This is a genomic window from Metapseudomonas cellulosilytica (assembly GCF_049334135.1).
Lineage (GTDB): Bacteria > Pseudomonadota > Gammaproteobacteria > Pseudomonadales > Pseudomonadaceae > Metapseudomonas.
The window spans coordinates 82558-106136 of the sequence record NZ_JBHZGN010000016.1 but is presented as its reverse complement, the minus strand read 5'-3'; the positions used below and the strand labels follow the sequence as shown (position 1 = coordinate 106136).

21 protein-coding genes are annotated in these 23579 nt (G+C 66.5%); 14 read left to right on the top strand and 7 right to left on the bottom strand.

The features are described 5' to 3' along the window. Positions 1-87 precede the first annotated feature (87 nt). On the bottom strand, positions 88-987 hold the full coding sequence (locus ACFW0H_RS20000) for a LysR family transcriptional regulator (RefSeq protein WP_422915605.1): 900 nt from the start codon (positions 985-987) through the stop codon (positions 88-90). 103 nt (positions 988-1090) lie between these two features. Here ACFW0H_RS20000 and ACFW0H_RS19995 point away from each other — a divergent pair, with 103 nt between their 5' ends. From ACFW0H_RS19995 to ACFW0H_RS19985, 3 genes are all read left to right on the top strand, one after another. Then, positions 1091-1789 carry an MOSC domain-containing protein gene (locus ACFW0H_RS19995; RefSeq protein ID WP_422915604.1) on the top strand — a complete coding sequence of 233 codons (699 nt, stop codon included), beginning with the start codon at positions 1091-1093 and terminating at the stop codon, positions 1787-1789. 96 nt (positions 1790-1885) lie between these two features. After that, positions 1886-3082, top strand: a complete 1197-nt coding sequence (locus ACFW0H_RS19990; protein ID WP_422915603.1) for an aminotransferase class III-fold pyridoxal phosphate-dependent enzyme — start codon at positions 1886-1888, stop codon at positions 3080-3082. A gap of 1 nt (position 3083) precedes the next feature. Then, positions 3084-3788, top strand: coding sequence for a type 1 glutamine amidotransferase (locus ACFW0H_RS19985; RefSeq protein WP_422915602.1), 705 nt, complete (start codon positions 3084-3086; stop codon positions 3786-3788). Between the two features lie 155 nt (positions 3789-3943). Here the strand turns inward: ACFW0H_RS19985 and ACFW0H_RS19980 are convergent, their stop codons facing one another. Continuing rightward, positions 3944-4738, bottom strand: coding sequence for a carbon-nitrogen hydrolase family protein (locus tag ACFW0H_RS19980; RefSeq protein ID WP_422915601.1), 795 nt, complete (start codon positions 4736-4738; stop codon positions 3944-3946). Between the two features lie 14 nt (positions 4739-4752). Continuing rightward, positions 4753-6435: a flavin monoamine oxidase family protein gene (locus tag ACFW0H_RS19975; RefSeq protein WP_422915600.1), complete on the bottom strand. Its 1683-nt coding sequence runs from the start codon at positions 6433-6435 to the stop codon at positions 4753-4755. A 584-nt stretch (positions 6436-7019) separates the two neighbouring features. On the opposite strand from ACFW0H_RS19975, the gene ACFW0H_RS19970 reads away from it, so the two are divergent. The 3 genes from ACFW0H_RS19970 to ACFW0H_RS19960 are packed head-to-tail and all read left to right on the top strand — an operon-like array spanning position 7020 to position 10682. Beyond that, positions 7020-8648, top strand: a complete 1629-nt coding sequence (locus ACFW0H_RS19970; protein WP_422915599.1) for an APC family permease — start codon at positions 7020-7022, stop codon at positions 8646-8648. A gap of 24 nt (positions 8649-8672) precedes the next feature. Then, positions 8673-9686 carry an Ldh family oxidoreductase gene (locus tag ACFW0H_RS19965; RefSeq protein ID WP_422915598.1) on the top strand — a complete coding sequence of 338 codons (1014 nt, stop codon included), beginning with the start codon at positions 8673-8675 and terminating at the stop codon, positions 9684-9686. A gap of 48 nt (positions 9687-9734) precedes the next feature. Then, on the top strand, positions 9735-10682 hold the full coding sequence (locus ACFW0H_RS19960; protein ID WP_422915597.1) for a dihydrodipicolinate synthase family protein: 948 nt from the start codon (positions 9735-9737) through the stop codon (positions 10680-10682). A 216-nt stretch (positions 10683-10898) separates the two neighbouring features. On the opposite strand, the gene ACFW0H_RS19955 is transcribed toward ACFW0H_RS19960, so the two are convergent. Further along, positions 10899-11375: an Lrp/AsnC family transcriptional regulator gene (locus ACFW0H_RS19955; protein WP_422915596.1), complete on the bottom strand. Its 477-nt coding sequence runs from the start codon at positions 11373-11375 to the stop codon at positions 10899-10901. Positions 11376-11555: 180 nt separating this feature from the next. Here ACFW0H_RS19955 and ACFW0H_RS19950 point away from each other — a divergent pair, with 180 nt between their 5' ends. After that, the gene (locus ACFW0H_RS19950) at positions 11556-12005 is read left to right on the top strand and encodes a hypothetical protein (protein WP_422915595.1); all 450 of its coding nucleotides are present in this window, start codon (positions 11556-11558) and stop codon (positions 12003-12005) included. A gap of 1 nt (position 12006) precedes the next feature. On the opposite strand, the gene ACFW0H_RS19945 is transcribed toward ACFW0H_RS19950, so the two are convergent. After that, the gene (locus ACFW0H_RS19945; protein WP_422915594.1) at positions 12007-13119 is read right to left on the bottom strand and encodes a CapA family protein; all 1113 of its coding nucleotides are present in this window, start codon (positions 13117-13119) and stop codon (positions 12007-12009) included. A 246-nt stretch (positions 13120-13365) separates the two neighbouring features. Between ACFW0H_RS19945 and ACFW0H_RS19940 the strand changes: the two genes are divergently transcribed. Next, positions 13366-13623: a DUF2790 domain-containing protein gene (locus tag ACFW0H_RS19940; protein ID WP_422915593.1), complete on the top strand. Its 258-nt coding sequence runs from the start codon at positions 13366-13368 to the stop codon at positions 13621-13623. Between the two features lie 73 nt (positions 13624-13696). Here ACFW0H_RS19940 and ACFW0H_RS19935 read toward each other — a convergent pair whose 3' ends face one another. Beyond that, positions 13697-14608 (bottom strand): NAD(P)H-binding protein, encoded by a 912-nt coding sequence (locus ACFW0H_RS19935; RefSeq protein ID WP_422915592.1) that lies wholly within the window; start codon positions 14606-14608, stop codon positions 13697-13699. A 126-nt stretch (positions 14609-14734) separates the two neighbouring features. On the opposite strand from ACFW0H_RS19935, the gene ACFW0H_RS19930 reads away from it, so the two are divergent. Together ACFW0H_RS19930 and ACFW0H_RS19925 are read left to right on the top strand one after the other, a co-directional pair. Then, positions 14735-15703 carry an AraC family transcriptional regulator gene (locus ACFW0H_RS19930; RefSeq protein ID WP_422915591.1) on the top strand — a complete coding sequence of 323 codons (969 nt, stop codon included), beginning with the start codon at positions 14735-14737 and terminating at the stop codon, positions 15701-15703. Positions 15704-15796: 93 nt separating this feature from the next. Next, complete coding sequence (locus tag ACFW0H_RS19925; RefSeq protein ID WP_422915590.1) at positions 15797-17920, top strand: TonB-dependent receptor; 2124 nt, start codon at positions 15797-15799, stop codon at positions 17918-17920. Positions 17921-18129: 209 nt separating this feature from the next. On the opposite strand, the gene ACFW0H_RS19920 is transcribed toward ACFW0H_RS19925, so the two are convergent. Then, complete coding sequence (locus ACFW0H_RS19920) at positions 18130-18696, bottom strand: tetratricopeptide repeat protein (protein ID WP_422915589.1); 567 nt, start codon at positions 18694-18696, stop codon at positions 18130-18132. A 185-nt stretch (positions 18697-18881) separates the two neighbouring features. Here ACFW0H_RS19920 and ACFW0H_RS19915 point away from each other — a divergent pair, with 185 nt between their 5' ends. The 4 genes from ACFW0H_RS19915 (at position 18882) to ACFW0H_RS19900 (ending at position 23393) form a co-directional block, all read left to right on the top strand. Beyond that, on the top strand, positions 18882-19793 hold the full coding sequence (locus ACFW0H_RS19915; protein WP_422915588.1) for a LysR substrate-binding domain-containing protein: 912 nt from the start codon (positions 18882-18884) through the stop codon (positions 19791-19793). A 338-nt stretch (positions 19794-20131) separates the two neighbouring features. Next, entirely contained in the window at positions 20132-21421 is a 1290-nt protein-coding gene (locus tag ACFW0H_RS19910) for an NAD(P)/FAD-dependent oxidoreductase (protein WP_422915587.1), read from the top strand. A gap of 35 nt (positions 21422-21456) precedes the next feature. Continuing rightward, entirely contained in the window at positions 21457-22014 is a 558-nt protein-coding gene (locus ACFW0H_RS19905; RefSeq protein ID WP_422915586.1) for a helix-turn-helix domain-containing protein, read from the top strand. Between the two features lie 26 nt (positions 22015-22040). Further along, positions 22041-23393 (top strand): glutamine synthetase family protein, encoded by a 1353-nt coding sequence (locus ACFW0H_RS19900; RefSeq protein WP_422915585.1) that lies wholly within the window; start codon positions 22041-22043, stop codon positions 23391-23393. Positions 23394-23579 lie beyond the last annotated feature (186 nt).

Here is a 23579-nt window from a genome sequence, read left to right as displayed (position 1 = left end):
TTCCGCCAGGATGGCGGTCGGATCAGGGATGTCGGGACAAGTCTGCAAAACCTCGCTTCGGCGAGGTTTTTCTTTTTCTGCGCCCGCCTAGAGCAGCGCTTCCATCGGCCCCGCCACCCCTTCCAGCATCGAGCGCAGGAGCTCCAGGGTCGCCTGCTGGCGCTGCGCATCGCGGAATACCAGGCCGACCTTCAAAGGTACGCGCGGCTCGCTCAGTGGCTTCCACATTAGCCCCTGGTTGGCGTGCATCTGCCGCGCGCGGCCCGGCAGAACCGTGGCCAGCATGGTATGCGGCAGGCTGTCGAGGATGCCCGCCATATGGTTCAGCTCCGCCTGGACATGGGGCCGGCGGCCGAGCAGGGCGAGCTGCTCCTGCCAGATCTGCCGGACCCGGAACTCCTCGCCCAGTAGCAGCATCGGCAATTCGGCGGCCTGCCCCAGCGAGACCTTCTTGAACTCCTTCAGCGGATGTTCGGCGGGGATGACCAGTTGCAGCTCGTCCTCGTAGAGCAGCTGGCTGTGCAGGCCCGGCTGGCGCGGCGGCAGGAAGCCGATGCCGATGTCCAGGTTGCCGGTCAGCAGGCGCCGCTCGATATCCAGCCCGGACAGCTCGTAGATCTGCACCACCAGTTGCGGCTGGGCTTCGCGCAGGCGCTCCAGCAACATCGGCACCAGCGCCGCGTTGACCGTCTGCAGCACACCGATGGCCAGGCTGCGTGGCGCCTGGCCACGGAAGTTGCGCAGGGCCTCGCGGGCACGTTCCAGGCCGTCCAGCAGGGGCAGGGCATGGCTGTACAGGGTGTGCGCGGCCAGGGTCGGCAGCAGGCGCTTGCCGCTGCGCTGGAACAGTCTCACGTCCAGGCCCTGTTCCAGTTGGCGGATCTGCTGGGACAGCGCCGGTTGCGACAGGCTCAGGCGTTCGGCGGCGCGGCCCACATGGCCTTCCTCGTAGAGCGCGACGAAGTAGCGAAGCTGACGGAAATCCATAAGCGTTACTTATCGAAAAAGCTGGAAAATCGAAATGGCCCGGAGTCGCTGAAGCCCATAGCCTATGCCGCGTAGAGACTGTCTATCGCACTGGAGAGGGCGAATGTCTGGGTTGGTGGTGCATGGGGTTTTCATAGGTAAAGCCGAAGATATAGGCGGCGGCTTGTGCAGTGCAATCGACAAGCAGCCCATCGATCACCGCCTCTGGCTCTGGCCCCAGGGCCTGGGCAGCGACGAGCAGGGCGATCCGCGCTTTCATGGTGGCCCCGAGCGTGCGCTCCATCACTATCCGGCGGAGCACTACCGCTACTGGCGCAAGCACTTCCGCCACCTGGACTGGAAGGCGCCGAGCTTCGGCGAGAACCTGTCCACTTACGGCCTGACCGAAGACCAGGTGTGCATCGGCGATATTTTCCGCTGGGGCCAGGCCTTTATCCAGGTCAGCCAGCCGCGCTCGCCCTGCTATCGCCTGAGCCGGCGCTGGGGCATCCCCAGCCTGCCCGAGCAGGTGCAGGAGAGCGGTCGCTGCGGCTGGTTCTACCGGGTGATCCGTCCAGGCTTCGTCAGCCCCCAGGACACCCTTGAGTTGATCCAGCGCAGTTATCCGGGCCTGACCGTCGCCCACGCCATCCAGAGCTTCTTCCATTACCCGCTGGAGCACGCCGGCCTGACACAGCTGCAGCAGTGCGGGGCGCTGTCCGGTCGCTGGCGCGACACCGTTGCCCGCCGCCTGGTCACCGGCCAGGTGGAGGATTGGACTTCACGCCTGCAGGGCCTGCCGCTGGAGGGCATGCGCGCATGAGCGATTACCGCATCAGCCTGCGCCGCATCCTCGAGCAGGCCCCTGAAGGCCTACGCCTGCTGGGCATCGAGTACCGCCACGAAGAGGTTCCCGAACATGCGTGACCCCCTTGCCGGCCTGCGCCTGATGAAGACCGTGGAGCGTCCGGCGCAACTCTTCGTGCGCGGCCAGGGTTCCTGGCTCTGGGATGCCGACGGCCGCGCCTACCTGGACTTCACCCAGGGATGGGCGGTCAACAGCCTGGGCCACAGCCCCAGCGTGGTGGTGGATGCCCTCAAGCGCCAGGCGGAAAGCCTGATCAACCCCGGTCCGGCCTACTACAACCGCGGCATGCTCGGGCTGGCCTCGCGCCTGTGCCAGGCTAGCGGCAGCGACCAGGTCTACTTCCTCAACAGCGGCGCCGAAGCCAACGAGGGCGCGATCAAGCTGGCGCGCAAGTGGGGCCGGCTGCACCGGGGCGGCGCATACGGCATCGTCACCGCCTGCAACAGCTTCCACGGGCGCACCCTGGCCACCATGTCCGCCTCCGGCAAGCCGGCTTTCGAAACCCTGTTCGAACCCAAGTTGCCGGGCTTCACCAAGGTGCCCTACAACGACCTCGACGCCCTGGCCGCGGCAGTGGACGAAGGCACGGTGGCCGTGATGCTGGAGACGGTACAGGGCGAGGCCGGCGTGGTTCCCGCCACCCTGGATTACTTGCAGGGCGCCGAGCGCCTGTGCCGCGAGCGCGGCGTGCTGTTGATCCTCGACGAGGTGCAGACCGGCATCGGCCGCTGCGGCACCCTGCTGGCCGAGGAGCTGTATGGCATCCGCGCCGACATCATCACCCTCGGCAAAGGCCTGGGCGGTGGCGTGCCGCTCGCTGCGCTGCTGGCCCGTGGCAATGCCTGTTGCTTCGAACCGGGCGAGCAGGGCGGCACCTACCACGGCAATGCCCTGATGACCGCCGCTGGCCTCGCGGTGCTGGACACCGTGCTGGAGCCCGGCTTCCTGGAGCAGGTGCGCGAAGTCGCCCAGCACCTGCGCGAAGGTCTCGCGCGGGTCGCCCGTCGCCATGGCCACGGCCCGCTGCGCGGCCACGGGTTGATGATCGGCCTGCCGCTGATCGGGCAGGCTGCGCCCCAAGTGGTCTGTCATGCCCTCGACGAAGGGCTGCTGATCAACGCGCCGCAGGCCGACTGCCTGCGCTTCACCCCGGCGCTGACCGTGAGCCGCGCCAATGTCGATGAGATGCTCAAGCGCCTGAACCGCGCCTTCGCCCTGGCCAAGAGCAAACCCCTGGAGATTGCCTGACATGCGCGTCGCCATCCTGCAGCACGCCCCGTTCGAGGGGCCCGGCCGCATCCTCCAATGGCTCGACCTGCGTGCGGCGCGGGTTCGGGTGTACAACCTCCATGCCAATGCCCGCCTGCCGAATCCGGACGACTTCGATCTGCTGATCCTCATGGGCGGCCCCATGAGCATCCACGATGAAGCCGAACTGCCCTGGCTCAAAGCGGAGAAGAGGTTGATCCGCAAGGCCCTGGACGCCGGCAAGCGGCTGCTGGGCATCTGCCTCGGCGCCCAGTTGCTGGCCGAGGCGCTGGGAGCGGAGGTGCGCAAGGGCGAGGCGGAGATCGGCTGGTGGCCCATGGAAAAACGCGCCGAGGCGGATCGCTCGCCCCTGGGCCGGATGCTGCCCCAGCGGTTGTTGGCCATGCATTGGCACGGCGAGACCTTCGACCTGCCCATGGGGGCGATTGCGCTTTACGGCTCGGCGGCCTGTGCCAACCAGGGTTTCGTCTGGGAGGAGCGCGCCATCGGCCTGCAATGCCATCTGGAAAGTACGCCTGCGAGCATCGGGGCCATGCTCGCGAACTGTACAGCGGACCTGGAACTGCCCGGCGCGGTGGAAGATGCGGCGGCGATCCGCGATGGTTTTCCCCATTGCAGCGCCATGGCGCCGACGCTGTTCCGCCTGCTGGATTACCTCACCGGGCCCCATGCGGCGCTGACCTGAGCACACCAGGCGGCGGGTTGGTGTAGGGGCAGTACATAGGATGGGGCTTGTAGGGGCGAATTCATTCGCCAAGGGCAGCGCAGCTGCCCCGACAGGCCCTGCAGGGCAGACCTTCGGCCTGCTTGGCGAATGAATTCGCCCCTACAGGTAGTCGCTCACACCAGAGGGCGATACAACTCCGGATGCCGATCCTTGAGGTAGGTGATGCTCTCGCGGGATTTCTCCAGCAGGTCACGACGCAGATCGGCGAAGGCCAGGGTCTCCTCGCGGCCACACACCGCCGCCTGGCTGCCATCCGGCGCACTGACGCTGGACAGGCCGCAGTAGCGGATCTCGCCCTCGCCGCCGCAGTAGTTGGCGTAGGCCAGGTAGCACTGGTTCTCGAAGGCGCGGGCACGGACCAGCACCTCGCAGACGAAGTCGTAGGGCTCCATGTTGGCCGTCGGCACCAGCACCAGGTCGGCGCCGGCCAGGGCCAGGCGGCGCACGTTCTCGGGGAACTCGACGTCGTAGCAGATCAGCATTCCCAGCTTCCAGCCGTTCAGTTCCAGCAGCGGATAGTCCTCGCCGCCGGCGCTGAACATGCTGTTGTCCAGTTCGCCGAAGAGGTGGGTCTTGCGGTAGTTGCCCAGGCGCTCACCGCGGGCATCCACCAGTTGCACCGAGTTGAAGATGGCCCCTTCGGCGCTGCGCTCCGGGTAGCCGTAGAGGATGGCGATGCCGTTCTCCCGGGCGATCTCGGCCACCCGCGCGGCCCAGGGGCCGTCGCGGGGTTCGGCCAGGGCGCTGACCGCGTCCAGGCCGATGTTGTAGCCGCTGAGGAACATCTCCGGACTGACCAGCAGGGCCGCACCGCGCAGGGCTGCTTCGGCCGCCCGCTGGCGCAGGCGATCGAGGTTGGCTTCAGGGGCCAGCGGCAGGGGCGGGCACTGGTAGAGGGCGATGCGCATGCAGGTCTCCTGGTTCAGTCCGGCAGGGCGATGGGGCCGAGTTCGGCGAACAGGTCGCCCGGGCCGGGGTTCTCGACCGAGGTGCTGCCGCCGAAGTGCTTCATGATGCCCCAGACCGCGTTGAGCGAGGTTTGCACCGCGCCTTCCACCCAGGCCGGGGTCCAGGACACGTCGTCACCGGCGATGAAGATACCGCGCTGCTCGGCAGGCATCTCGTCCTGCATGAAGTGCGCGTACATCCGCTGGTTGTAGCGATAGTGGCCCGGCAGCGCACCCTTGAAGGCGCCGAGGAAGTGCGGGTCGGATTCCCAGGAGATGGTGATGGGGTCGCCGATGATGTGGCCGGCGATGTCCACGTCCGGGTAGATCTTCTTCAGCGCGTCCAGGGCTAGCTTCACGCGCTTCTCCACCGGGTGCGGCAGCATCTTCAGCGCGTCGCTCATCCAGGAGTAGGACAGGCAGATCACGCCCGGCTTGTCGTCGCCGTTGTCGAACAGGTAGGTGCCGCGGGTGAGGCGGTCGGTGAGGGTCATGCTCAGGGTGTCGCGGCCGGTTTCCGGATTCTTGTCCTTCCAGAACGGGCGGTCGACCATCACGAAAGTCTTGGACGACTGCATGTAGCGGGTGCGGTCCAGGGCCATCCACATCTTGTGCGAGAAGAGCGATTCCTCGCACTCGATCTGGGTGGTCAGCAGCCAGCTCTGGCAGGTGGCGAGCACCGCCGCGTAGTGGCGGGTGTCACCCCAGTTGTCGGTGACCGCGAGACGGCCGTCGGCGGCGCGGGCGATGCGCTTCACGCCGGGGCGTGCTGCGCCATTGTGCAGGGAGGCCAGGCTGGTGCCGGCCGGCCAGTGCACGCATTTCTCGGGGACGTGGCGCCAGATGCCCATGGGCACCTGCTGCACGCCGCCGACGATCAGGTGCTGGTTATCGTCACAGGCGGTCATCACCACGCGGAAGATTTCCAGCATCGAGTTGGGGAAGTCCGAGTCCCAGCCGCCGGTGCCGAAGCCCACCTGGCCGAACACCTCACGGTGGTGGAAGGACAGCTTGGCGAAGGCCTTGGAGCTGGCCACGAAGTCGTAGAAGGTGCGGTCGTCCCACAGCGGCACCAGGGTGTTCCACAGCTCCTTCAGGCGCTTCACGTCGCGGTCGCGGATGGCCTGCTGGATATCGCCGAACCGGGCGCCATCTTCCAGGGCGTCGGCCCAGGCGTCGGCTACTTCCAGGAACAGCTTGGGCAGGTCTTCCATCTTCTCGGCATAGTAGGTCTTGCCCTCGATGTCGATCACCGTGCTGCCCGAGGCCGGGGTCAGCGGGTTGGGGAAGGGCTGGGTCTTCAGGCCGAGCATGTCCACGTAGTGGTAGAAGGCGGTGGAGGACGCCGGGAAGCGCATGCCGCCCAGCTCGGCAATGATGCCGTCGGTGCCTTCGAAGGTTTGCGAGCGCAGGCGTCCGCCCATCTTCGAGGCCTCGTACACCACGGGCTTGAGGCCCAGCTTCATCAGCTCGTAGGCCGCCACCAGGCCGGCGATGCCGGCGCCGACGATCGCCACCTCGGCGCCATGATGCTCGGCGGGAATGCTGCCCAGGCCAGCCGGATGCTGGATCCAGTCATCGAAGCCGAAGGGGAAGTCCGGACCGAAGATGGTGATGGGTTTCTTGCCGTCGGCGGGGTGGCGATTGTTGTTGTTCATGGTGGACCTTGATGGCGGTGAGAGGAGCTGCCGCGCGGGGCAGCGGTGGGGCCATTCTAGGGAGCGTGGATTTCGTCTTTAAGATGCAGAGTGTCGTCATTTGGATTGTTGGTGATACGAAATGACGATCAGGTAGAGCGTTATGACGAAACTGCTCCGTCCGTCCCTTTTCCAGCCTAGCCGGCGAGGGAAGAAACCGTAGGATCGAGCTCTGCTCGCGAAGGGGCGGCGCTCGCTCCCTGTGCAGAGTTCGGCAAACGCGCTACGCGACATCATTTCCATCCTCCCTGAGGCTGACTGGCAATGCCCTCGCCGGAAGCTTGCTCCAGAGCTCGTGGCCGGTCGATGGCAGGCTGGAGCCAAGGCCCTTATGCGCCGGCAGCCATGCCTACTGTGCTGATTTCGTCATCCGGAACGGGGGAAGGCATCAAGCGCGATGGTTCGCCGCTCGTCCACTCTATGGCCATCGCCCAGGTCGGAGAACCGAAGGAATACGCACCCAGCAGGGGCCGCATCGCCACACCGATCGCGGCCTCGAATGGCCATCCACCAGCCCATCGAATAACGCACAACAAGGCTACGCCATGTCCGGAAAATTCAAGAAGCAACTCTCGTTGATGGACCTGACCTTTATCGGCCTGGGGGCCATCTTCGGCTCCGGCTGGCTGTTCGCCGCCAGCCACGTCTCCGCCATCGCCGGCCCGGCGGGGATCATCTCCTGGTTCCTCGGCGGGTTCGCCGTGCTGCTGCTCGGCATCATCTACTGCGAGCTGGGCGCGGCGCTGCCACGTGCCGGCGGCGTGGTGCGTTATCCGGTGTTCTCCCACGGCCCGCTGCTGGGTTACTTGATGGGGTTCATCACCCTGATCGCCTTCTCCAGCCTGGTGGCGATCGAAGTGGTCGCCTCCCGCCAGTACGCGGCGGCCTGGTTCCCGGGGCTGACCGAGGCCGGTTCCAGTGATCCGACGATCCTCGGCTGGCTCGTGCAGTTCGGCCTGCTGTGTCTGTTCTTCTGGCTCAACTACCGCAGCGTCAAGACCTTCGCCAGGGCCAACAACCTGGTCAGCGTGTTCAAGTTCATCGTGCCCCTGCTGGTCATCGGCGTGCTGTTCGCCTTCTTCAAGCCGGAGAACTTCGTGGTCCAGGGCTTCGCGCCCTTCGGCCTCTCGGGCATCGAGATGGCGGTCTCTGCAGGAGGGATCATCTTCGCCTACCTGGGACTCACGCCGATCATCTCGGTGGCCAGCGAAGTGAAGAATCCGCAACGCACCATCCCAATCGCGCTGATCCTCTCGGTCCTGCTCTCCACCGCCATCTACGTGCTGCTGCAACTGGCCTTCCTCGGCGCCGTGCCCACGGAAATGCTGGCCAACGGCTGGGCCGGGATCTCCAGGGAATTGGCCCTGCCGTACCGGGACATCGCCCTGGTGCTCGGCGTGGGCTGGCTGGCCTACCTGGTGGTGGCCGATGCGGTGGTCTCTCCCAGCGGCTGCGGCAATATCTACATGAACGCCACCCCCCGGGTCGTCTACGGCTGGGCGCAGACCGGCACCTTCTTCAGGATCTTCACCCGCATCGACGAAAAGTCCGGCATCCCGCGCCCGGCGCTCTGGCTGACCTTCGCCCTGTCGGTGTTCTGGACCCTGCCGTTCCCGTCCTGGGAGGCCCTGATCAACGTGGTGTCGGCCGCGCTGGTACTGAGCTACGCCGTGGCACCGGTGACCGTCGCCGCCCTGCGTCGCAACGCCCCCGATATGCCGCGCCCGTTCCGGGTCCGGGGCATGAGCGTGATGGGGCCGTTGTCCTTCGTCATCGCCGCGCTGATCGTCTACTGGTCGGGCTGGAACACCGTGTCCTGGCTGCTGAGCCTGCAGATCCTGATGTTCGTGATCTACCTGCTGTGCCGGCGCTTCGTGCCCACCGAGCACCTGAGCCTGGCCCAGCAGGTGCGCTCGTCCGCCTGGCTGATCGGCTTCTACGTCACCACCCTCCTGCTCTCCTGGCTCGGCAGTTTCGGTGGCCTGGGCGTACTCGACCACCCGTTCGACACCCTCGCCGTGGCTGCCGGTGCGACGGCGATCTACTACTGGGGCGCGGCGACGGGCGTACCGGCCGAGCTGATCATCCTGAGTGGCGAGGATGAAAGCGAGGAGGGCGCCGATACCGACACGGGTCTGCATCCGGCGGCGGTCCACAGCCAGGCCTCGTCCTGACATCCAGCGAGAAGGAGTACGGATATGAGCGAACTCATCAACCTCGACCTCGACCAGGTCCATGCACTGGCGATGCGCGCGCTGACTCGCAACGGCATGGGCGCGGATCACGCCCGGGCCATCGCCGACACCATCACCCAGGGGCAGCGCGACGAGTGCCACTCCCACGGCCTCTATCGTGTGCTGGTGTGCGTGCAATCGCTGCGCTCCGGCAAGGTCGATCCGCTGGCCCGGCCTACGGTGAGCCGGCCGGCGCCCTCCATCGTCAGCGTCGACGCCCACCGGGGTTACTCGCTGCTGGCGTTCCAGACGGGGCTGCCGCTGCTGGTGGAGCAGGCCCGTGAGCTCGGCGTCGCCGCCCTGGTGATCCGCAACTGCTTCCACTTCTCCGCGCTCTGGCCGGAAGTCGAGGCCATCGCCGCCGAGGGGCTGGTCGGCCTGGCCATGACGCCCAGCCACGCCTGGGTGGCGCCGGAGGGCGGCAGCAAGGGTGTGTTCGGCACCAACCCGCTGGCGTTCGCCTGGCCTCGGGAAGGGCGTGAGCCCTTCGTCTTCGATTTCGCCACCAGTGCGATTGCGCGGGGCGATATCGAACTGCACGCCCGCCAGGACAAGCCCATACCCCTGGGCTGGGGTCTGGATGCCAATGGCAGGCCCACCACCAATGCGCGTGCAGCACTGGAAGGGGCCATGCAGACCTTCGGTGGCCACAAGGGCTCGGCGCTCGCCGCCATGATCGAACTGCTGGCCGGCGCGCTGATCGGTGACATGACCAGCGCCGAATCCCTGGCATTCGATGCCGGCGCCGGTGCAACACCCTGCCACGGCGAGCTGCTGTTGGCCTTCGACCCCGCGCGTTTCCTCGGGAATGCGATGGAAGAGGGCCAGCGGCGCGCCGAGCAGCTGTTCGCCGCCATCACCGACCAGGGTGCACGCCTTCCTTCGCAGCGCCGCTTCGCCGCACGCAAGCGCAGCGAGCGTGAGGGCGTCTGGGTAGAACAGGCCCTGCTGGACGACATCGAGCGGTTGATGGCCTAGCGGCCCGCCCGCATCCCGAACCACTCACCTGCACCAAGGAGCAGAACAATGAACGACAGCATCTTCAATGGTTGCATTCCCGCCCTGATGACCCCCTGCACCACCGAGCGCAAGCCGGACTTCGACGCCCTGGTCGCCAAGGGTCGCGAACTGGTCGATATCGGCATGAGCGCGGTGGTGTACTGCGGCTCCATGGGCGACTGGCCGCTGCTTACCGAGGCCCAGCGCCAGGAGGGTGTTGCGCGCCTGGTGAAGGCCGGCGTACCCACCATCGTCGGCACCGGCGCGGTCAGCACCCGCGAGGCGGTTTCCCATGCCGCGCACGCCGCCAAGGTGGGCGCCCACGGCCTCATGGTGATTCCGCGACTGCTTTCCCGCGCCGCCTCGCCCGCGGCGCAGAAGGCGCACTTCTCCGCCGTCCTTCAGGCCGCCCCGGCGCTGCCGGCGGTGATCTACAACAGCCCCTACTACAGCTTCTCCACCCGCGCGGACCTGTTCTTCGAACTGCGTCGGCTGTTCCCCAACCTGATCGGCTTCAAGGAGTTCGGCGGGGCTGCCGACATGCGCTACGCCGCCGAGCACATCACCTCCCGGGACGACGAGGTGATCCTCATGGCCGGCGTGGATACCCAGGTGTTCCACGGCTACGTCAACTGCAACGCCACCGGCACCATCACCGGCATCGGCAACGTGCTGCCGCGCGAAGTGCTGCAACTGGTGGCGCTGAGCCGGCAGGCCGCCAAGGGCGATACCCGCGCGCGCCGCCTCGCCCTGGAGCTGAGCGCGGCGCTGGACGTGCTGTCGTCCTTCGACGAGGGCTGCGACCTGGTGCTCTTCTACAAGTACCTGATGGTGCTCAATGGCGATCGGGAATACAGCCTGCACTACAACGAGACCGACGTGCTCAGCGATTCCCAGCGGCGCTACGCCGAGCAGCAGTACGCGCTGTTCCGCCAATGGTACGCCAACTGGTCGGCGGAGCTGAACATCGCCTGACCCAGCCTGGCTCCCTTGCGGAATAACCCCGTTCCGCAGGGGAGCGCATCTCGCACATCCAGAAAGCACCAGGACACTCGCAGGCAACGCTGGATACCTCGAAAACATCTCGCCCAACTGGCGGGGCTGCCAACGGCGATGAGCAGTTTGCACGGCCTGCCTGCCCTGGCTTCCTTCCGGCTGGAACGCTTCTGAACGGTGGCCGCCGTGGCGGCTTCAGGCCAGGGGCGGCGCCAACGGCTGCCCGCGATCGATCTTGCAGCTGAGGATGATGGAGGTGGTGGTCTTCTCAACGCCGTCGACGCTGCCGATCAGGTCCAGCAATTCGTCGAGGCGTTCGGGTGAGTCGGCGCGCAGCCAGGCCACGTAGTCGAACTCGCCGCTCACCGCGCAGAGCACCTGCACCTCCGCCATGCCGGTCAGGCGGCGCAGCACTTCCCTGCCGCTGCGCGGTTTCACGGTGATGCCCACGTAGGCCTGCAGGCCGCCATCGGCCACGCGCTGGCCCAGGCGCACGCCGTAGCCGGTGATCACCTGGGCCTTCTCCAGGCGCGCCAGGCGCGAGGTCACGGTGGTCCGCGCGATGCCCAGCCGCCGCGCCAGTGTGGCCACGCTCTCCCGTGCGTTGATCTGCAGGGCCGCGATCAACTGGCGGTCGATTTCATCGAGGGCGGCGGGGTGCAGGTCGGACATGGGCGGGCTCGGTGCTGGGTAGTGCTAAGAGGTTAGCGGGTGCGCAAGGCTACCTGAAGCGCACGCCCCGCGCCCACTGGTCGGCACCGCCGTCGCGGCGCTGAGCCCCGGTCCAGACTGAACTCGACATGGCCGGCGACACGCCAGCCCCACTCATTTTCCTCCCGGGAGTCCGCTGCCATGAGCCCCATCGCATCCTGCCGCTGGACGCTGCTCGCCTCGCTCATCTGCCTGCCGGCCGTCGCCGAAACCGTGGTGCCGCTGCAGGGCCAGACGCAGCAACAGGTCCAGCAGGACATCGCCAATTGCCAGGCCCAGGCCGGCAGTACTACGACCACCACCACGCCGCAGACCGGCGGCCGCGTCCGGGGCGCCGCCACGGGTGCCGTAGCGGGTGCCGCAGTCGCACAGTCGCGCAGCAACGATTACGACCGTGTCGGTGACGAGTTGCAGGAAGAGTACCGGCAGGAACGTGCCAAGGATGCCGCGGTGGCCGGTGCCGTGGTAGGCGGTTCGCGCCAGCGCCAGGAGCGCCGGCAGGACCGTCGCACCAACCAGCAGGCCAGCAGCACGGCTTCCTCGGCCTACACCAGCTGCCTGCAGCAGCGCGGCTACCAGGTGACGCCCTGAGCTACCAGCTCAAGGCGAAGCTGTGGCCGTAGGAAGGCTGCACATGGCAGCCGCGATGGGCGCATTCCCGTTCCAGGGTCTCGAACAGCCAGTGGCGCTCATCGGCATCGGCACGGCCGAGCTGGAAGCGGCGGATATGGGTGGGCACCAGTTCCAGGGTGAGCAGGCGCCCGTCGGCGGCCAGGGTGGGGAAGTAGAGCAGGCCCAGTTCGCCATGGAACACGCCATAGTCCTGGATGCCTTCGTAGTCGTTCAGCAGGTCGCCGCAGCCGTAGAGGATCAGATGTTCGCGGTACAGTTCCAGGCCCTTGACGTGGTGCGAGGAGTGACCATGCACCAGGTCGACTCCGGCCTGGTCGATCAGGCCCCGGGCGAAGCGTTGCTGTTCGGGTGAAACCTCGAAACCCCAATTGCCGCCCCAGTGAATGGAGGCGATCACCCGGTCGCCGGGTTGCCTGCAGCTCTGCATTCGCTCGGCCAGGCCGTCCAGGGTCTGCCGCGACAGGTCCGGCAGCCAGGCGACGCCCGAGCGTCGACCAGTCGCCGCCCAACTCGCGGGTACGCCGCAGTCGGGAGTGCAGAGCCCGAACACCAGCAGCCGCGAGCCGTCGCGCAGAGGGAGCGTGGCGGGCATCTCCGCAGCCCGCCGGTCGCGTCCGGCGCCGGTCACCTGCACGCCGCCGCGCGCCAGGGTCGTGAGGGTGTCCAGAAGTCCGGGGCGGCCCCAGTCCAGCACATGGTTGTTGGCCAGCACGCAGCAATCGATTTCCGCCGCGCCGATCGCCGGGAAGTTCGCCGGATTCATCCGGTAGTTGATGCCCTTGGCTTCCGGCTGGCCGCGCCGGGTCACCGCGGTTTCCAGGTTGACCAGCCGCACCTGGGGCTGACGCTGCTGGATTTCCCCCAGGGCGTCGCCCCAGATGTAGGCGTAGTCGACGGGGCGGGGCAGGGGGCCATGGATGCGTTCGGCCAGCCGCACATAGCCGCTGGCGTCCTTGAGGTAGGGCTCATGCAGGCGCGGGTCGCCGGGATGCGGCAATACCGCGTCGATGCCGCGCGCGGTCATCAGGTCGCCGGCGAGAAACAGCTTGAGGCTCTGGGCAGCAGCGGACATTGGCCTCCTCCCGGGTATCAGCAACAGACTAATCCCGGGACCGACCCTTTGGCAGCACCCTCGCCTGGTGGCCGCCGCGCGGTTCGGGAGCCATCGGTTGGTCGTGATTGTTGCGTCCTGCGGAAAGGCTCTTTCAGTGAAGTCGTCTTTTTCGCGAGCCCGGCCTGGAGTCTCATTTACCCATGGGCCGGGAATGCATCGCCAAGCGCTGCCAAGGCCCCTCCAGAGCCGACCAGGAGTTCAGCCATGAATCGCGCAATCACCACCAGTACCGCCTTGCTGCTCGCCATCCTGGCCAGTGGCAGTGTCTCCGCCGCCAAATCCGCCGACGCCGTGCCCTACAGCTACGGCATGCCGCTGGATGTCGCGCGTGTCATCTCCATCGATGAGCCCAACCCGCTCACCTGCGAAACCATCCAGGCGAAGATGACCTACGTCGATGCCAACGGCGACCAGAAGTCCGTGACCTATCTGAAGGAATCCAGCGCCTGCGCCAACAGCTGAGGCAGGCGCCGGTCGCGGTGGCGCGGCACCGACCGCACGAGGCCCGGAAATCCGCCCCTCCGCCTGTTGTCCTTCAGTTGCCCACCACTTCCGCCACGAAGGCCTCGAACGAAGTCGCCGTGGTGTTCCCGGGATTCCGCCCTTCCAGCGACTTCACGCGGCGGTCGTTGATGCCTTCGGCCAGCTCCGCATAGAGCCCGGCCAGGTTGGCGGAGAAGCCGGCGTCCACCAGCATTCCGGCCATCTCGTCGTAGGGCAGTTGCACATAGGGCAGGTCCGGCCGGCCCAGGTGCTCGCCGAGGATGCGCGTGGCCTCGCCATAGCTGAGGTCCCGCTGGCCCAGCAGTTCCCGCACCTGCGTCCCGTGCCAGTCGCGGGAGAACAGGGCCGCGATGGCGGCGTCGGCGATGTCCTTCGAGGCGATCATCGGCACCGGCACCTCCGCGCCCACGCCATCGGCCACCAAGCCGTGCTGTTCGATCATCCAGAACGCCGGCAGCAGATTCTCGAAGAAGGCCCCCGCACGCAAGATCAGCAGGTCGACGCCGGACAACGCCCGTAGCCGCAACTCCTGCTCATGCATGCTGGCGATCGGACCATTGCCCGAGGCCAGGTCGGCGCCCACGCTGCTGATCGCCACCACGCGGCGTACACCGCTGGCGCGGACAGCCCGGACGATGGCCTCGCCCACCGTCGCCTGTTGCGCCATGTAATTTGCCACGGACGGGTCGTAGGGCAGCAGCGTGTAGACCGCGTCGGCACCCCGGAAGGCCTCCGCCAGGTAGGCGGCGTCATGTGGCTCACCGACCCTCACCTCGGCCCCGGCCTTCTCCAGTGCCTCCAGACGTTCAGCGGAGCGGCCCAGTGCACGCACGCGCTCACCCGCCTTCAGCAGTTCTTCGACGATGCGTTTGCCGGTATGCCCGGTGGCGCCCATTACCGTGATCATTTCGTCCTCCTGGTAGCGCTTGTCTGTCTGGCACATGCCTGAGCGCTTGGGGCCAGTGTCGTTTGGAGGGGTTGGACGAACAATGATTGGAAGTCGACTATTCATGATCAATCGTCCAGAGTTATTGGATGCCCCCTGTGCTGGCGACGCGAGGTACACGAGATGGACCCGAACAATCCCTGGCTTTCCCGCGACCCTCTCGGCGAAGCGCTGCACCTGCTGCGCATGAGCGGGACCCTCTACTGCGCCTCGGAATTCACCGCGCCATGGGGGCTGGGCCTTCCGGCCATGGAAGACTGCCTGATGTTCCATGTGGTGACCGCGGGTGAGTGCTGGCTGGAGGTGGGCGGTCACGAGCCCTTGCTGCTACGTGGCGGCGATCTGGCACTGGTGCCCCACGGCCATGGGCACCAGTTGCTCAGCGCTCCCGGCGAAGTCGCGGTGCCGCTGTTCGACCTGCCACGGGAATGCCTGAGTGAACGCTATGAGCTCCTCCGTCATGGCGGCGGCGGCGCGCCGGTCAGCCTGGTTTGCGGTGCGGTGCGCTTCGATCATCCGGTGGCGCGCCAACTGGTGCGGCTACTGCCGTCGGTGCTGCATGTAGAGGCGGCCAGTGCCGAGTATGCCGACTGGCTGCAGGGCACCCTGCGCTTCATGCGGGATGAGGCCCGGGACCTGCGCCCCGGTGGCGAAACGGTGGTCACGCGATTGGCGGACATCCTGGTGATCCAGGCCATCCGTTCCTGGATCGAGCGCGACCCGGTCGCCCAAACAGGTTGGCTCGGCGCCTTGCAGGACCGCCAGATCGGCCGCGCCCTCGGCCTGATCCACCGCGACCCGGCGCGGGACTGGAGCCTGGTCTCCCTGGCCGAGGCGGCAGCCATGTCCCGCTCGGCCTTCGCCGCGCGCTTCACCGCCCTTGTTGGCGAACCCGCCATGCAGTACCTGACCCGCTGGCGGATGAACCTGGCCCTGGGCTGGCTCCAGGAGGGCGAGCTGTCCATCGCGGTGCTCGCCGAACGCCTCGGTTACCAGTCCGAGGCCGCCTTCAGCCGGGCCTTCAAGCGCTGCCACGGGGTTGCGCCGGGGGCGATCAGGCGCGGTGCTCAGCCCTCTCCGGCTTACCGGTAACCATTCTTATTGAAGATTTCTTCTTTCCTTACGTTTCATTTACAAATGCCAATTGTTACCATTTGTTCCTTATTTGATAACAAGGAGCTCGTGGTGGCAAAAAAGCGTATTGCTCCGGCATCTCTGCCGATGCTGGGCCTGCTGGTAATTCCCGCTGTTCAGGCTGAAACCAAGGACGCACTGGCCATTCCGGCAACGTCGGTTACCAGTTCCTATGAGCAACAGAGCTACAAGGCCACCGAGAGCCGCAGCGCGCTGAAGATCGACGCCCCGCTGCGCGACATCCCGCAGACGGTCAACGTGGTGCCCGAGAGCGTGATCAAGGACCAGGGCGCCCAGTCCATGGAAGACGTGCTGAAGAACGTGCCCGGTGTCGGCCTGTCCAACGGCGACGGCCAGCGCGACCAGGTCACCATCCGTGGCTTCAGCGCCATTGGCGACATGTTCATCGACGGCGTCCGCGACGACGCCCTGTACTTCCGCGACCTTTCCAACATCGAGCGGGTCGAGGTAATCAAGGGCCCGGCCGCCGTGCTCTACGGCCGTGGTTCCTCCGGTGGCCTGATCAACAGCGTGAGCAAGAAGCCCGGCTTCGATCCCAAGCAGGAAGTCGGCGTCAGCTTCGACAGCGAAGGCGAGCGCCGTACCCAGTTCGATGCCGGTTGGGCCGATGAGCAGCAGCGCGACAAGGCATTCCGCGTGACCGGCGCCTTCGAGGACAGCGACACCTTCCGTGACGACGGCTACATCGACCGCAAGGCCATCGCGCCATCGGCCTACTTCCGCCTGTCCGACGACCTGGAGCTGAACCTCGGCGCTACCTACCTCTACGACAAGCGCCTGATCGATTTCGGCATCCCCGCCCTCGGTGATCGTCCGGTCCATGTCGACCGCGAGAAGCGCTTCGGTTCCGGCGACCCGGACCAGGACTACGCCCGCAGCGAAGTGTTCTCCTTCACCGCCGGCCTGGACTACCGGATCAATGATGATCTGACCCTGACCAACACCACCCGCTACTACCACTACGATCTGGACCGCAACAACACCCTGGCCGACAGCAGCGCGACCCGCTTCGTCACCGCGCCCAACGGCGAACTGCTGGTGAAACTGAACCGCGGCAACGTGGCGCGCGATGAATACGGCGTGTTCAACCAGACCGACCTGAAGCAGCAGCTCCAACTGGCGGGCATGCAGCACAACCTGCTCTACGGCATGGAGCTGGGTTACCAGGACAAGTACCAGCGCGTGTTCAACCAGAACAACGTGGCCCAGGTGCCGGTATTCCGCGATGCCCTGGTGCCGGTGCCGGACCACGCCAACAGCTTGTCCTCCAAAGGCACCAACTACCAGGAAACCGCCGGTTTCTATGTGCAGGACATGATCGAACTGACTTCCCAGTGGAAAGCCCTGCTCGGCGTGCGTTACGACATCTTCGGCCAGGAGTACGACGACAAGCGTGTGCAGAACGTCGACCTCGACCGCACCGACAAGACCTGGAGCCCACGCGCCGGCCTGGTCTATCAGCCGGACCAGATCCAGTCCTACTACGTTTCCGTCAGTCGCAGTTACCAGCCCTCGGCGGAAGTCTTCGCCCTGAGCCCGGCCGCTGAACACCTTGAGCCGGAAGAGACCACCAACTACGAGGTGGGCGCTAAGTGGGACCTGCTGGACAGCCGTCTCTCGGTGACCGCGGCGGTGTTCCGCCTCGAGCGCACCAACATGAAGACCACCGACCCGGCCAACCCGGCACTGACCATACTGGCCGGCGAGCAGCGCACCGATGGCTTCGAGGCCACCTTCAGCGGCCAGCTCACCGACAAGTGGCAGGTCTACGGCGGCTATGCCTATCTGGACGCGGAAATCACCAAGTCCAACAGCAAGACCAACGGCGTGCCCAACGAAGGCCAGACCCCGACACTGACCCCGCGCAACAGCGCCAACCTCTGGGTCGTGCGTTCCCTGACCCCGGAATGGCGTGTGGGCGCGGGCGCCAACTACGTGGATGACCGCTTCACCGCCCTGGACAACAAGGTGGTGATGCCCAGCTACACCACCTTCGACGCGGCGCTGTTCTATAGCGTGCCGCAATGGGATGCGGCGTTGCGCCTGAAGAACGCCTTCGACCGCGACTACTATGCCTCGGCCCACGGCTCGGTGGACCTGATCACCCCCGGTGCCCCGCGCACCCTCGAGCTCAGCGCCAACTACCGGTTCTGATCACCGCTGCAATGAAAACGCCCGGCCAGTGCCGGGCGTTTTCGTTTCTGGAGCTGGCTCCGGGCTTGTGGGGGCGAATTCATTTGTAGGGGCGAATTCATTCGCCAAGCAGGCCGCAGGTCTGCCCTACAAAGGCCAGGAGGGGCAGCTGCGCTGCCCTTGGCGAATGAATTCGCCCCCACAGGAACCTGATCGCGCCTGGAATCCGCTCAGTTCTCCGGCAACCGCTTCAACGCCTCGCAGCTCGGCGCGTATTGCTTGTCGCAGGCGCTCTGGAGCAGGGCGCGCGCCTGGTAGAGGTCGCGCTGCAGGCCTTCGGCGCCCTGGGCGTACATGCTGCCGAGGACGTGCTGGGCCATGGCATTGCCGGCGGCGGCGGACTGGCCGAGGTACTTGTGCATGGCGCGCTGATCGGCGAAGGCCGGATCGGCGCGGCCGGTGTAGAGGAAAGCCAGGCTGAACGCCGATTGGGAGTGGCCCTTGTCGGCGGCCTGCTTCCACCAGTACTCGGCCTGCTTCAGGTCCTTCTGCGGCTTGCCGACGAAGTACAGGCTGCCGAGTTGGTACTGGCTATCGGGGTCGCCGCGCATGGCTTGCTGGCGAATCCGCTCGAACTCGCTGGCCTGCTGGTCTTGCGGGGCGGTGGTGGCCGGGGCCTGGGGCTGCCCGGCGGGCGGTGCGGCGGGTTGCTGCTGCTCCTGTTGCTGGGCGCAGGCCCCGATCAGGGCGAGCAGGGTGATGCAGGCGAGGCGCGGCAAGGCGCGTTGGATGGGCATGGTCGAATCTCTCCCTGACAGAACAGGAACGAGGGTAGTTGCATCCGCCGACCGCGTCATTCGCGGCTTCGCGCGCTGGTGGTCGGGCTAAGGCCCGCAGCTCGGAGGACGGGCTGGGGCTTCAGCGCTCGACTCATGCGGCAAAGGCGGGTATCAAGGCGGAAGTCATTGCCCTGGAGTCATGAATGAAAACCACCCTGGACGAGCTGCAGGCCTTCACCACCGTGGTCGACACCGGCTCCATCACCGCCGCCGCCGAGCAGCTGGCGCAGACCGCCTCGGGCGTCAGCCGCGCCCTCAGCCGGCTGGAGGACAAGCTCGACGTCACCCTGTTGCGCCGCACCACCCGCCGCCTGGAACTGACGGAGGAGGGCGAGGCCTTTCTGGCCCAGGCACGACGCATCCTCGCCCAGGTGGAAGAAGCCGAGGAACAGATGGCCCTGCGCCGGCAGAAGCCCGCCGGGCGTCTGCGGGTCAACGCCGCCTCGCCCTTCATGCTGCATGTGCTGGTGCCGCTGGTGACAGGCTTTCGCGAGCGCTACCCGGAGATCGAACTGGAGCTGCACAGCAGCGACCAGATCATCGACCTGATCGAGCACCGTACCGACATCGCCATCCGCATCGGCACCCTGCGCGATTCCACCCTGCATGCGCGGCCCTTGGGCAGCAGCCGCATTCGCGTGCTGGCCTGCCCGGATTACCTCAAGCTTCGCGGCACGCCGAAACGGGTGGAGGAACTGAGTGACCACGGCCTGATCGGCTTCACCCAGCCGGAAAGCCTCAACCACTGGCCGCTGCGCCATGCCCAGGGCGACAGCCTGCAGATCACGCCGTCGATCAAGGCCTCCAGCGGCGAAACCCTGCGTCAACTGGCCCTGGCCGGCGCCGGCATCGTCTGCCTCTCCGACTTCATGACCCAGGCCGACCGCGCCGCTGGCCGACTGGTGCAGGTCCTGGCCGCCGACACCCTGGAAGTGCGCCAGCCGATCCACGCCGTGTACTACCGCAACACAGCCCTGGCTTCGCGCATTACCTGCTTCCTCGACTACGTCGCGGGCTGCTTGAAGCAGCAGGCGTGGGCGCAACGCACGAGCTGATCCTGTGGGGGCGAATTCATTCGCGAAATGAGGCAGGCGCCGAGCTGCCTGAATTTTCCCTCACCCCCAACCCCTCTCCCAGAGGGAGAGGGGAGCTTGTCCGTGCCAGCGAAATGTCCCTCGCTCGGGGCCAACCCTGTAGGGGCGAATTCATTCGCCAAGCAGCCCGAAGGGTTGCCTTCCTGTCCGTAATTTCATTCACCATGCCGCCATGAAAGGCGCGGTTTATGCGGGATCATGTCTTTCATGTTGCTTATTTCAAACACTCTGCTTGGCTTCGTGAATTCATTCGTGTAAATTTTCATGAAATTTCAATTTCAAAAATTCACGAGGCTCCCATGTTCAAGCAGTCCGCCCAGCATGTCGGCACCTATTACGCCGGGACCTATCCCGGCGGCCTCCCGCTGCGCCCGACCCAGGTGGGCAGCGAGGACACCGATGTCCTGATCGTCGGCGCCGGCTTCAGCGGGTTGCACACCGGGCTGCGCCTGGCGCTGGCCGGCAAGCGGGTGATCCTGCTGGAAGCCAGCCGCGTGGCCTGGGCAGCCTCCGGGCGCAACGGCGGGCAGGCACTGCTGGGCTGGTCTTGCGATATGCCGCCGCTGGAGAAGGCTCTCGGCCTGGAGCGCACCCGCCGCCTCTGGGACAGCATGCGCTGGGCCGCCGAGGAAATGCGTGAGCTGCCGGGCCGCCATGGCTTCGATGTGGATTACCGCGTCGGCAGCCTGTGGACTGCCGTGCAGGAGCGCCGCGTGAAGCTGCTGGAGGAAGCCCAGGAAGACGCCATCCACAAATGGGGCTACGACCGGATGCGCCTGATCGGCCGCGACGAGTTGCCCGAGTGGATCGCCAGCCCGCGCTACCAGGCCGCGCTCTACGACCCGGAGGCCGCCCACCTCAACCCGCTCAAGCTGGCCCAGGGCCTGGCCGCCGCCATCGAGGCCGCCGGCGGGCGCATCTACGAGCAGAGTCAGGTGCTGGAGTACCGCCAGACCGCGACCGGCTATGTGGCCCGCACCGCCAAGGGTGAAGTGCGTGGCGAGACGCTGGTGCTGGCCTGCAACGCCTATGTCGATGGCCTCGACCGCCAGCTTTCCAGCCGCCTGCTGCCGGTGGGCTCCTACCAGGTGGCCACCGCGCCGCTGGACCCGGAGCTGGCCCACTCCCTGTTGCCGAAGAACAGCTGTGTGATCGACAACCAGTTCGTGCCCGACTACTTCCGCCTCACCCCCGACCACCGCCTGCTGTTCGGCGGCGGCTGCACCTACCTGGGCGGTCTGCCCAAGGACGTGCCGGCGGCGACCCGCCCCTACCTGGAGCGGGTATTCCCGCAGCTCGCGGGCGTGGAGATCGAGTTCGGCTGGGGTGGCCATATCGACGTCAGCATGAAGCGCACGCCGGACATCGGCCGCAGCGGCCAGCGTTACTGGCTGCAGGGCTTCTCCGGCCACGGCGTACTGCCGACCCTGGCCGGCGCCAAGGCGGTGGCCGACGCCATCCTCGGCAATGACGACCTGCTGGATCTCTACCAGGCCATCGGCAATCCACGCTTCCCCGGCGGCTCGCTGCTGGCCGCGCCGCTGGAGGCAGCAGGCAAGGCCTATTACCGACTGCGCGATGTGATCTAAGGTCGCGCCTTTCGAGACCGGCAGCCGGAGGTGACATGGACAAGCAAGACGAAATCGAAGGCCTCGCGATCCTCATCCGCGACCTGCGCAAGCACAAGAACGTGACCCTGGGCGACCTCGCCGGGCGCATCGACCGCTCGGTGGGTTTTCTCTCCCAGGTGGAGCGCGGCATCTCGCGCCCGACCGTGGCCGACCTCACCGCCATCAGCGAAGCCCTGGGCGTGCCCACCACTTACTTCTACAGCCTGAGCAAGCCCCGCGAGACGCCCTGGGTGACCCGCCCCGGCGAGCGCCGCACCCTGTACTACGCCGGCGGCATCACCGACGTGCTGGCTTCGCCCACCATGTCCGGCGGCTTCTCCATGCTGGAGAGCCACCTCGCGCCCGGTGCCACCAGCGGCGAAGGCCACCTGGATGACAGCTCCGAACAGGGCGGCTTCGTCCTCGAAGGCGAGCTGACGCTGTGGTACGGCGACGATGACGCGCCGGTGACCCTCTACCGCAACGACAGCTTCCAGCTGCCGCCCCATGCCCAGTTCCGCTACGCCAATCTTTCCGACAAACCGACGCGAGTTTTGTGGGTTTTCACCTGAAAACCACAACTCGCAGGACCGCAGTGATGACAACAACAAACCAGTACCCCGACCTGCTCAGCGAAGTGCGCGCCTTCCGTGCCCAGTACCCGGACATCCGCTACATCGACCTGATCTGCCTGGACATCCCCGGGCACTTCTACGGCAAGCGTTATCCCGTGGAGATGGTGGAGAAAGTGGCCGCTGGCAGCCCGCTCAAAGTGCCGCAGAACTGCGTGCTGCTGGGCACCCAGGGTGGGCTCTACCCCATCGGCGACTACTGCTTCGCCGACGGTGACCCCGACGCGCCGCGTCGCCTGGTCCCCGGCACCCTCAAGCCGGTGCGCTGGGAGAAGGAGCCCCTGGGGCAGATGTTGATCACCTCCGACGGTACCGAAGCGCCCATCGAGTTCGAGCCCCGCGAGGTGCTGGCGCAGGTGCTGCAGCGCCTGGAAAAACGCGGCATCCACCCGGTGGTGGCCTTCGAGCTGGAGTTCTACCTGTTCGACCGCAAGCTCAAGGACGGCCTGCCGCAGTTCCCCCGCGACCCTCTCTGTGAGGACGAGGACGACCAGCCGAACATGCACATCGAGCGCCTGTCGCGCTTCTCCAGCGTGTTGCATGAAATGGTCGAGGCGGCCAACGAGCAAGGCGTCGCCGCCAACGTCATCACCGCCGAGCTCGGCCCGGGCCAGTTCGAGATCAACTTCGGCCACTGCGACGACGGCCTGAAAGCCGCCGACTGGGCCGCCCTGTTCTGCCGCAGCACCCGAGGCGTGGCGATGAAGCATGGCCACCGCGCCAGCTTCATGAGCAAGCCCTACCTGAACGCGCCAGGCAGCGGGATGCACGTGCACGTCAGCCTCTACGACCGTGACGGCAACAACCTGCTGGCCGCCAACGAGCAGCGCCCGCTGCGCCACGCCGTGGCTGGCTGCCTCGATCTGCTGCCCCACTGCATGCCGATCTTCGCCGCCAACCACAACGCCTTCCGCCGCTATGGCGCCATGGTCAACGCCGCCAGCCGCGCCAGCTGGGGTTTCGAGGACCGCGATGCATGCATCCGCATCCCCGAATCCGACGGCCGCAACCTGCGCATCGAACACCGCCTGGCCGGCGCCGACGCCAACCCCTACCTGGTGCTGGCGGCCATCCTCACCGGCATGGAACACGGCCTGGACGCCGCCCGCGAACCCATCGCCCCGCTGAACGAAGACCGCACCAGCGGCATCGACTTCCCCAAGGACATGCTCACCGCCGTGACCGCCATGCGCCACCACCCGGTGGTGAACGAAGGCCTGGGCAGCGAGTTCGTGATGGTCTATTGCGAGAACAAGCGCCAGGAGTACCTGGACTTCATGAATGAGGTGAGCGCGCGGGAGTACCGGTGGTACATGTGACCGCGTTTTCCCTCTCCCCCAGCCCCTCTCCCTGAAGGGAGAGGGGAGCTCATCCGTGCCGAGAGCAGGACATCGCCACGCTTCACTCCGTACTGGCCGGATACACGCTAACTGTTCAGGCGCGAGTCACCCCTCTCCCTCCGGGAGAGGGGTCGGGGGTGAGGGAAGCCATCGGCAACTCGGCAC

Excerpts from the sequence above, each read along its gene's own strand:
- ACFW0H_RS20000 (WP_422915605.1), bottom strand. The coding sequence starts at position 987 with ATGGATTTCCGTCAGCTTCGCTACTTCGTCGCGCTCTACGAGGAAGGC.
- ACFW0H_RS19995 (WP_422915604.1), top strand. The coding sequence starts at position 1,091 with ATGTCTGGGTTGGTGGTGCATGGGGTTTTCATAGGTAAAGCCGAAGAT.
- ACFW0H_RS19990 (WP_422915603.1), top strand. The coding sequence starts at position 1,886 with ATGCGTGACCCCCTTGCCGGCCTGCGCCTGATGAAGACCGTGGAGCGT.
- ACFW0H_RS19985 (WP_422915602.1), top strand. The coding sequence starts at position 3,084 with ATGCGCGTCGCCATCCTGCAGCACGCCCCGTTCGAGGGGCCCGGCCGC.
- ACFW0H_RS19980 (WP_422915601.1), bottom strand. The coding sequence starts at position 4,738 with ATGCGCATCGCCCTCTACCAGTGCCCGCCCCTGCCGCTGGCCCCTGAA.
- ACFW0H_RS19975 (WP_422915600.1), bottom strand. The coding sequence starts at position 6,435 with ATGAACAACAACAATCGCCACCCCGCCGACGGCAAGAAACCCATCACC.
- ACFW0H_RS19970 (WP_422915599.1), top strand. The coding sequence starts at position 7,020 with ATGTCCGGAAAATTCAAGAAGCAACTCTCGTTGATGGACCTGACCTTT.
- ACFW0H_RS19965 (WP_422915598.1), top strand. The coding sequence starts at position 8,673 with ATGAGCGAACTCATCAACCTCGACCTCGACCAGGTCCATGCACTGGCG.
- ACFW0H_RS19960 (WP_422915597.1), top strand. The coding sequence starts at position 9,735 with ATGAACGACAGCATCTTCAATGGTTGCATTCCCGCCCTGATGACCCCC.
- ACFW0H_RS19955 (WP_422915596.1), bottom strand. The coding sequence starts at position 11,375 with ATGTCCGACCTGCACCCCGCCGCCCTCGATGAAATCGACCGCCAGTTG.
- ACFW0H_RS19950 (WP_422915595.1), top strand. The coding sequence starts at position 11,556 with ATGAGCCCCATCGCATCCTGCCGCTGGACGCTGCTCGCCTCGCTCATC.
- ACFW0H_RS19945 (WP_422915594.1), bottom strand. The coding sequence starts at position 13,119 with ATGTCCGCTGCTGCCCAGAGCCTCAAGCTGTTTCTCGCCGGCGACCTG.
- ACFW0H_RS19940 (WP_422915593.1), top strand. The coding sequence starts at position 13,366 with ATGAATCGCGCAATCACCACCAGTACCGCCTTGCTGCTCGCCATCCTG.
- ACFW0H_RS19935 (WP_422915592.1), bottom strand. The coding sequence starts at position 14,608 with ATGTGCCAGACAGACAAGCGCTACCAGGAGGACGAAATGATCACGGTA.
- ACFW0H_RS19930 (WP_422915591.1), top strand. The coding sequence starts at position 14,735 with ATGGACCCGAACAATCCCTGGCTTTCCCGCGACCCTCTCGGCGAAGCG.
- ACFW0H_RS19920 (WP_422915589.1), bottom strand. The coding sequence starts at position 18,696 with ATGCCCATCCAACGCGCCTTGCCGCGCCTCGCCTGCATCACCCTGCTC.
- ACFW0H_RS19915 (WP_422915588.1), top strand. The coding sequence starts at position 18,882 with ATGAAAACCACCCTGGACGAGCTGCAGGCCTTCACCACCGTGGTCGAC.
- ACFW0H_RS19910 (WP_422915587.1), top strand. The coding sequence starts at position 20,132 with ATGTTCAAGCAGTCCGCCCAGCATGTCGGCACCTATTACGCCGGGACC.
- ACFW0H_RS19905 (WP_422915586.1), top strand. The coding sequence starts at position 21,457 with ATGGACAAGCAAGACGAAATCGAAGGCCTCGCGATCCTCATCCGCGAC.
- ACFW0H_RS19900 (WP_422915585.1), top strand. The coding sequence starts at position 22,041 with ATGACAACAACAAACCAGTACCCCGACCTGCTCAGCGAAGTGCGCGCC.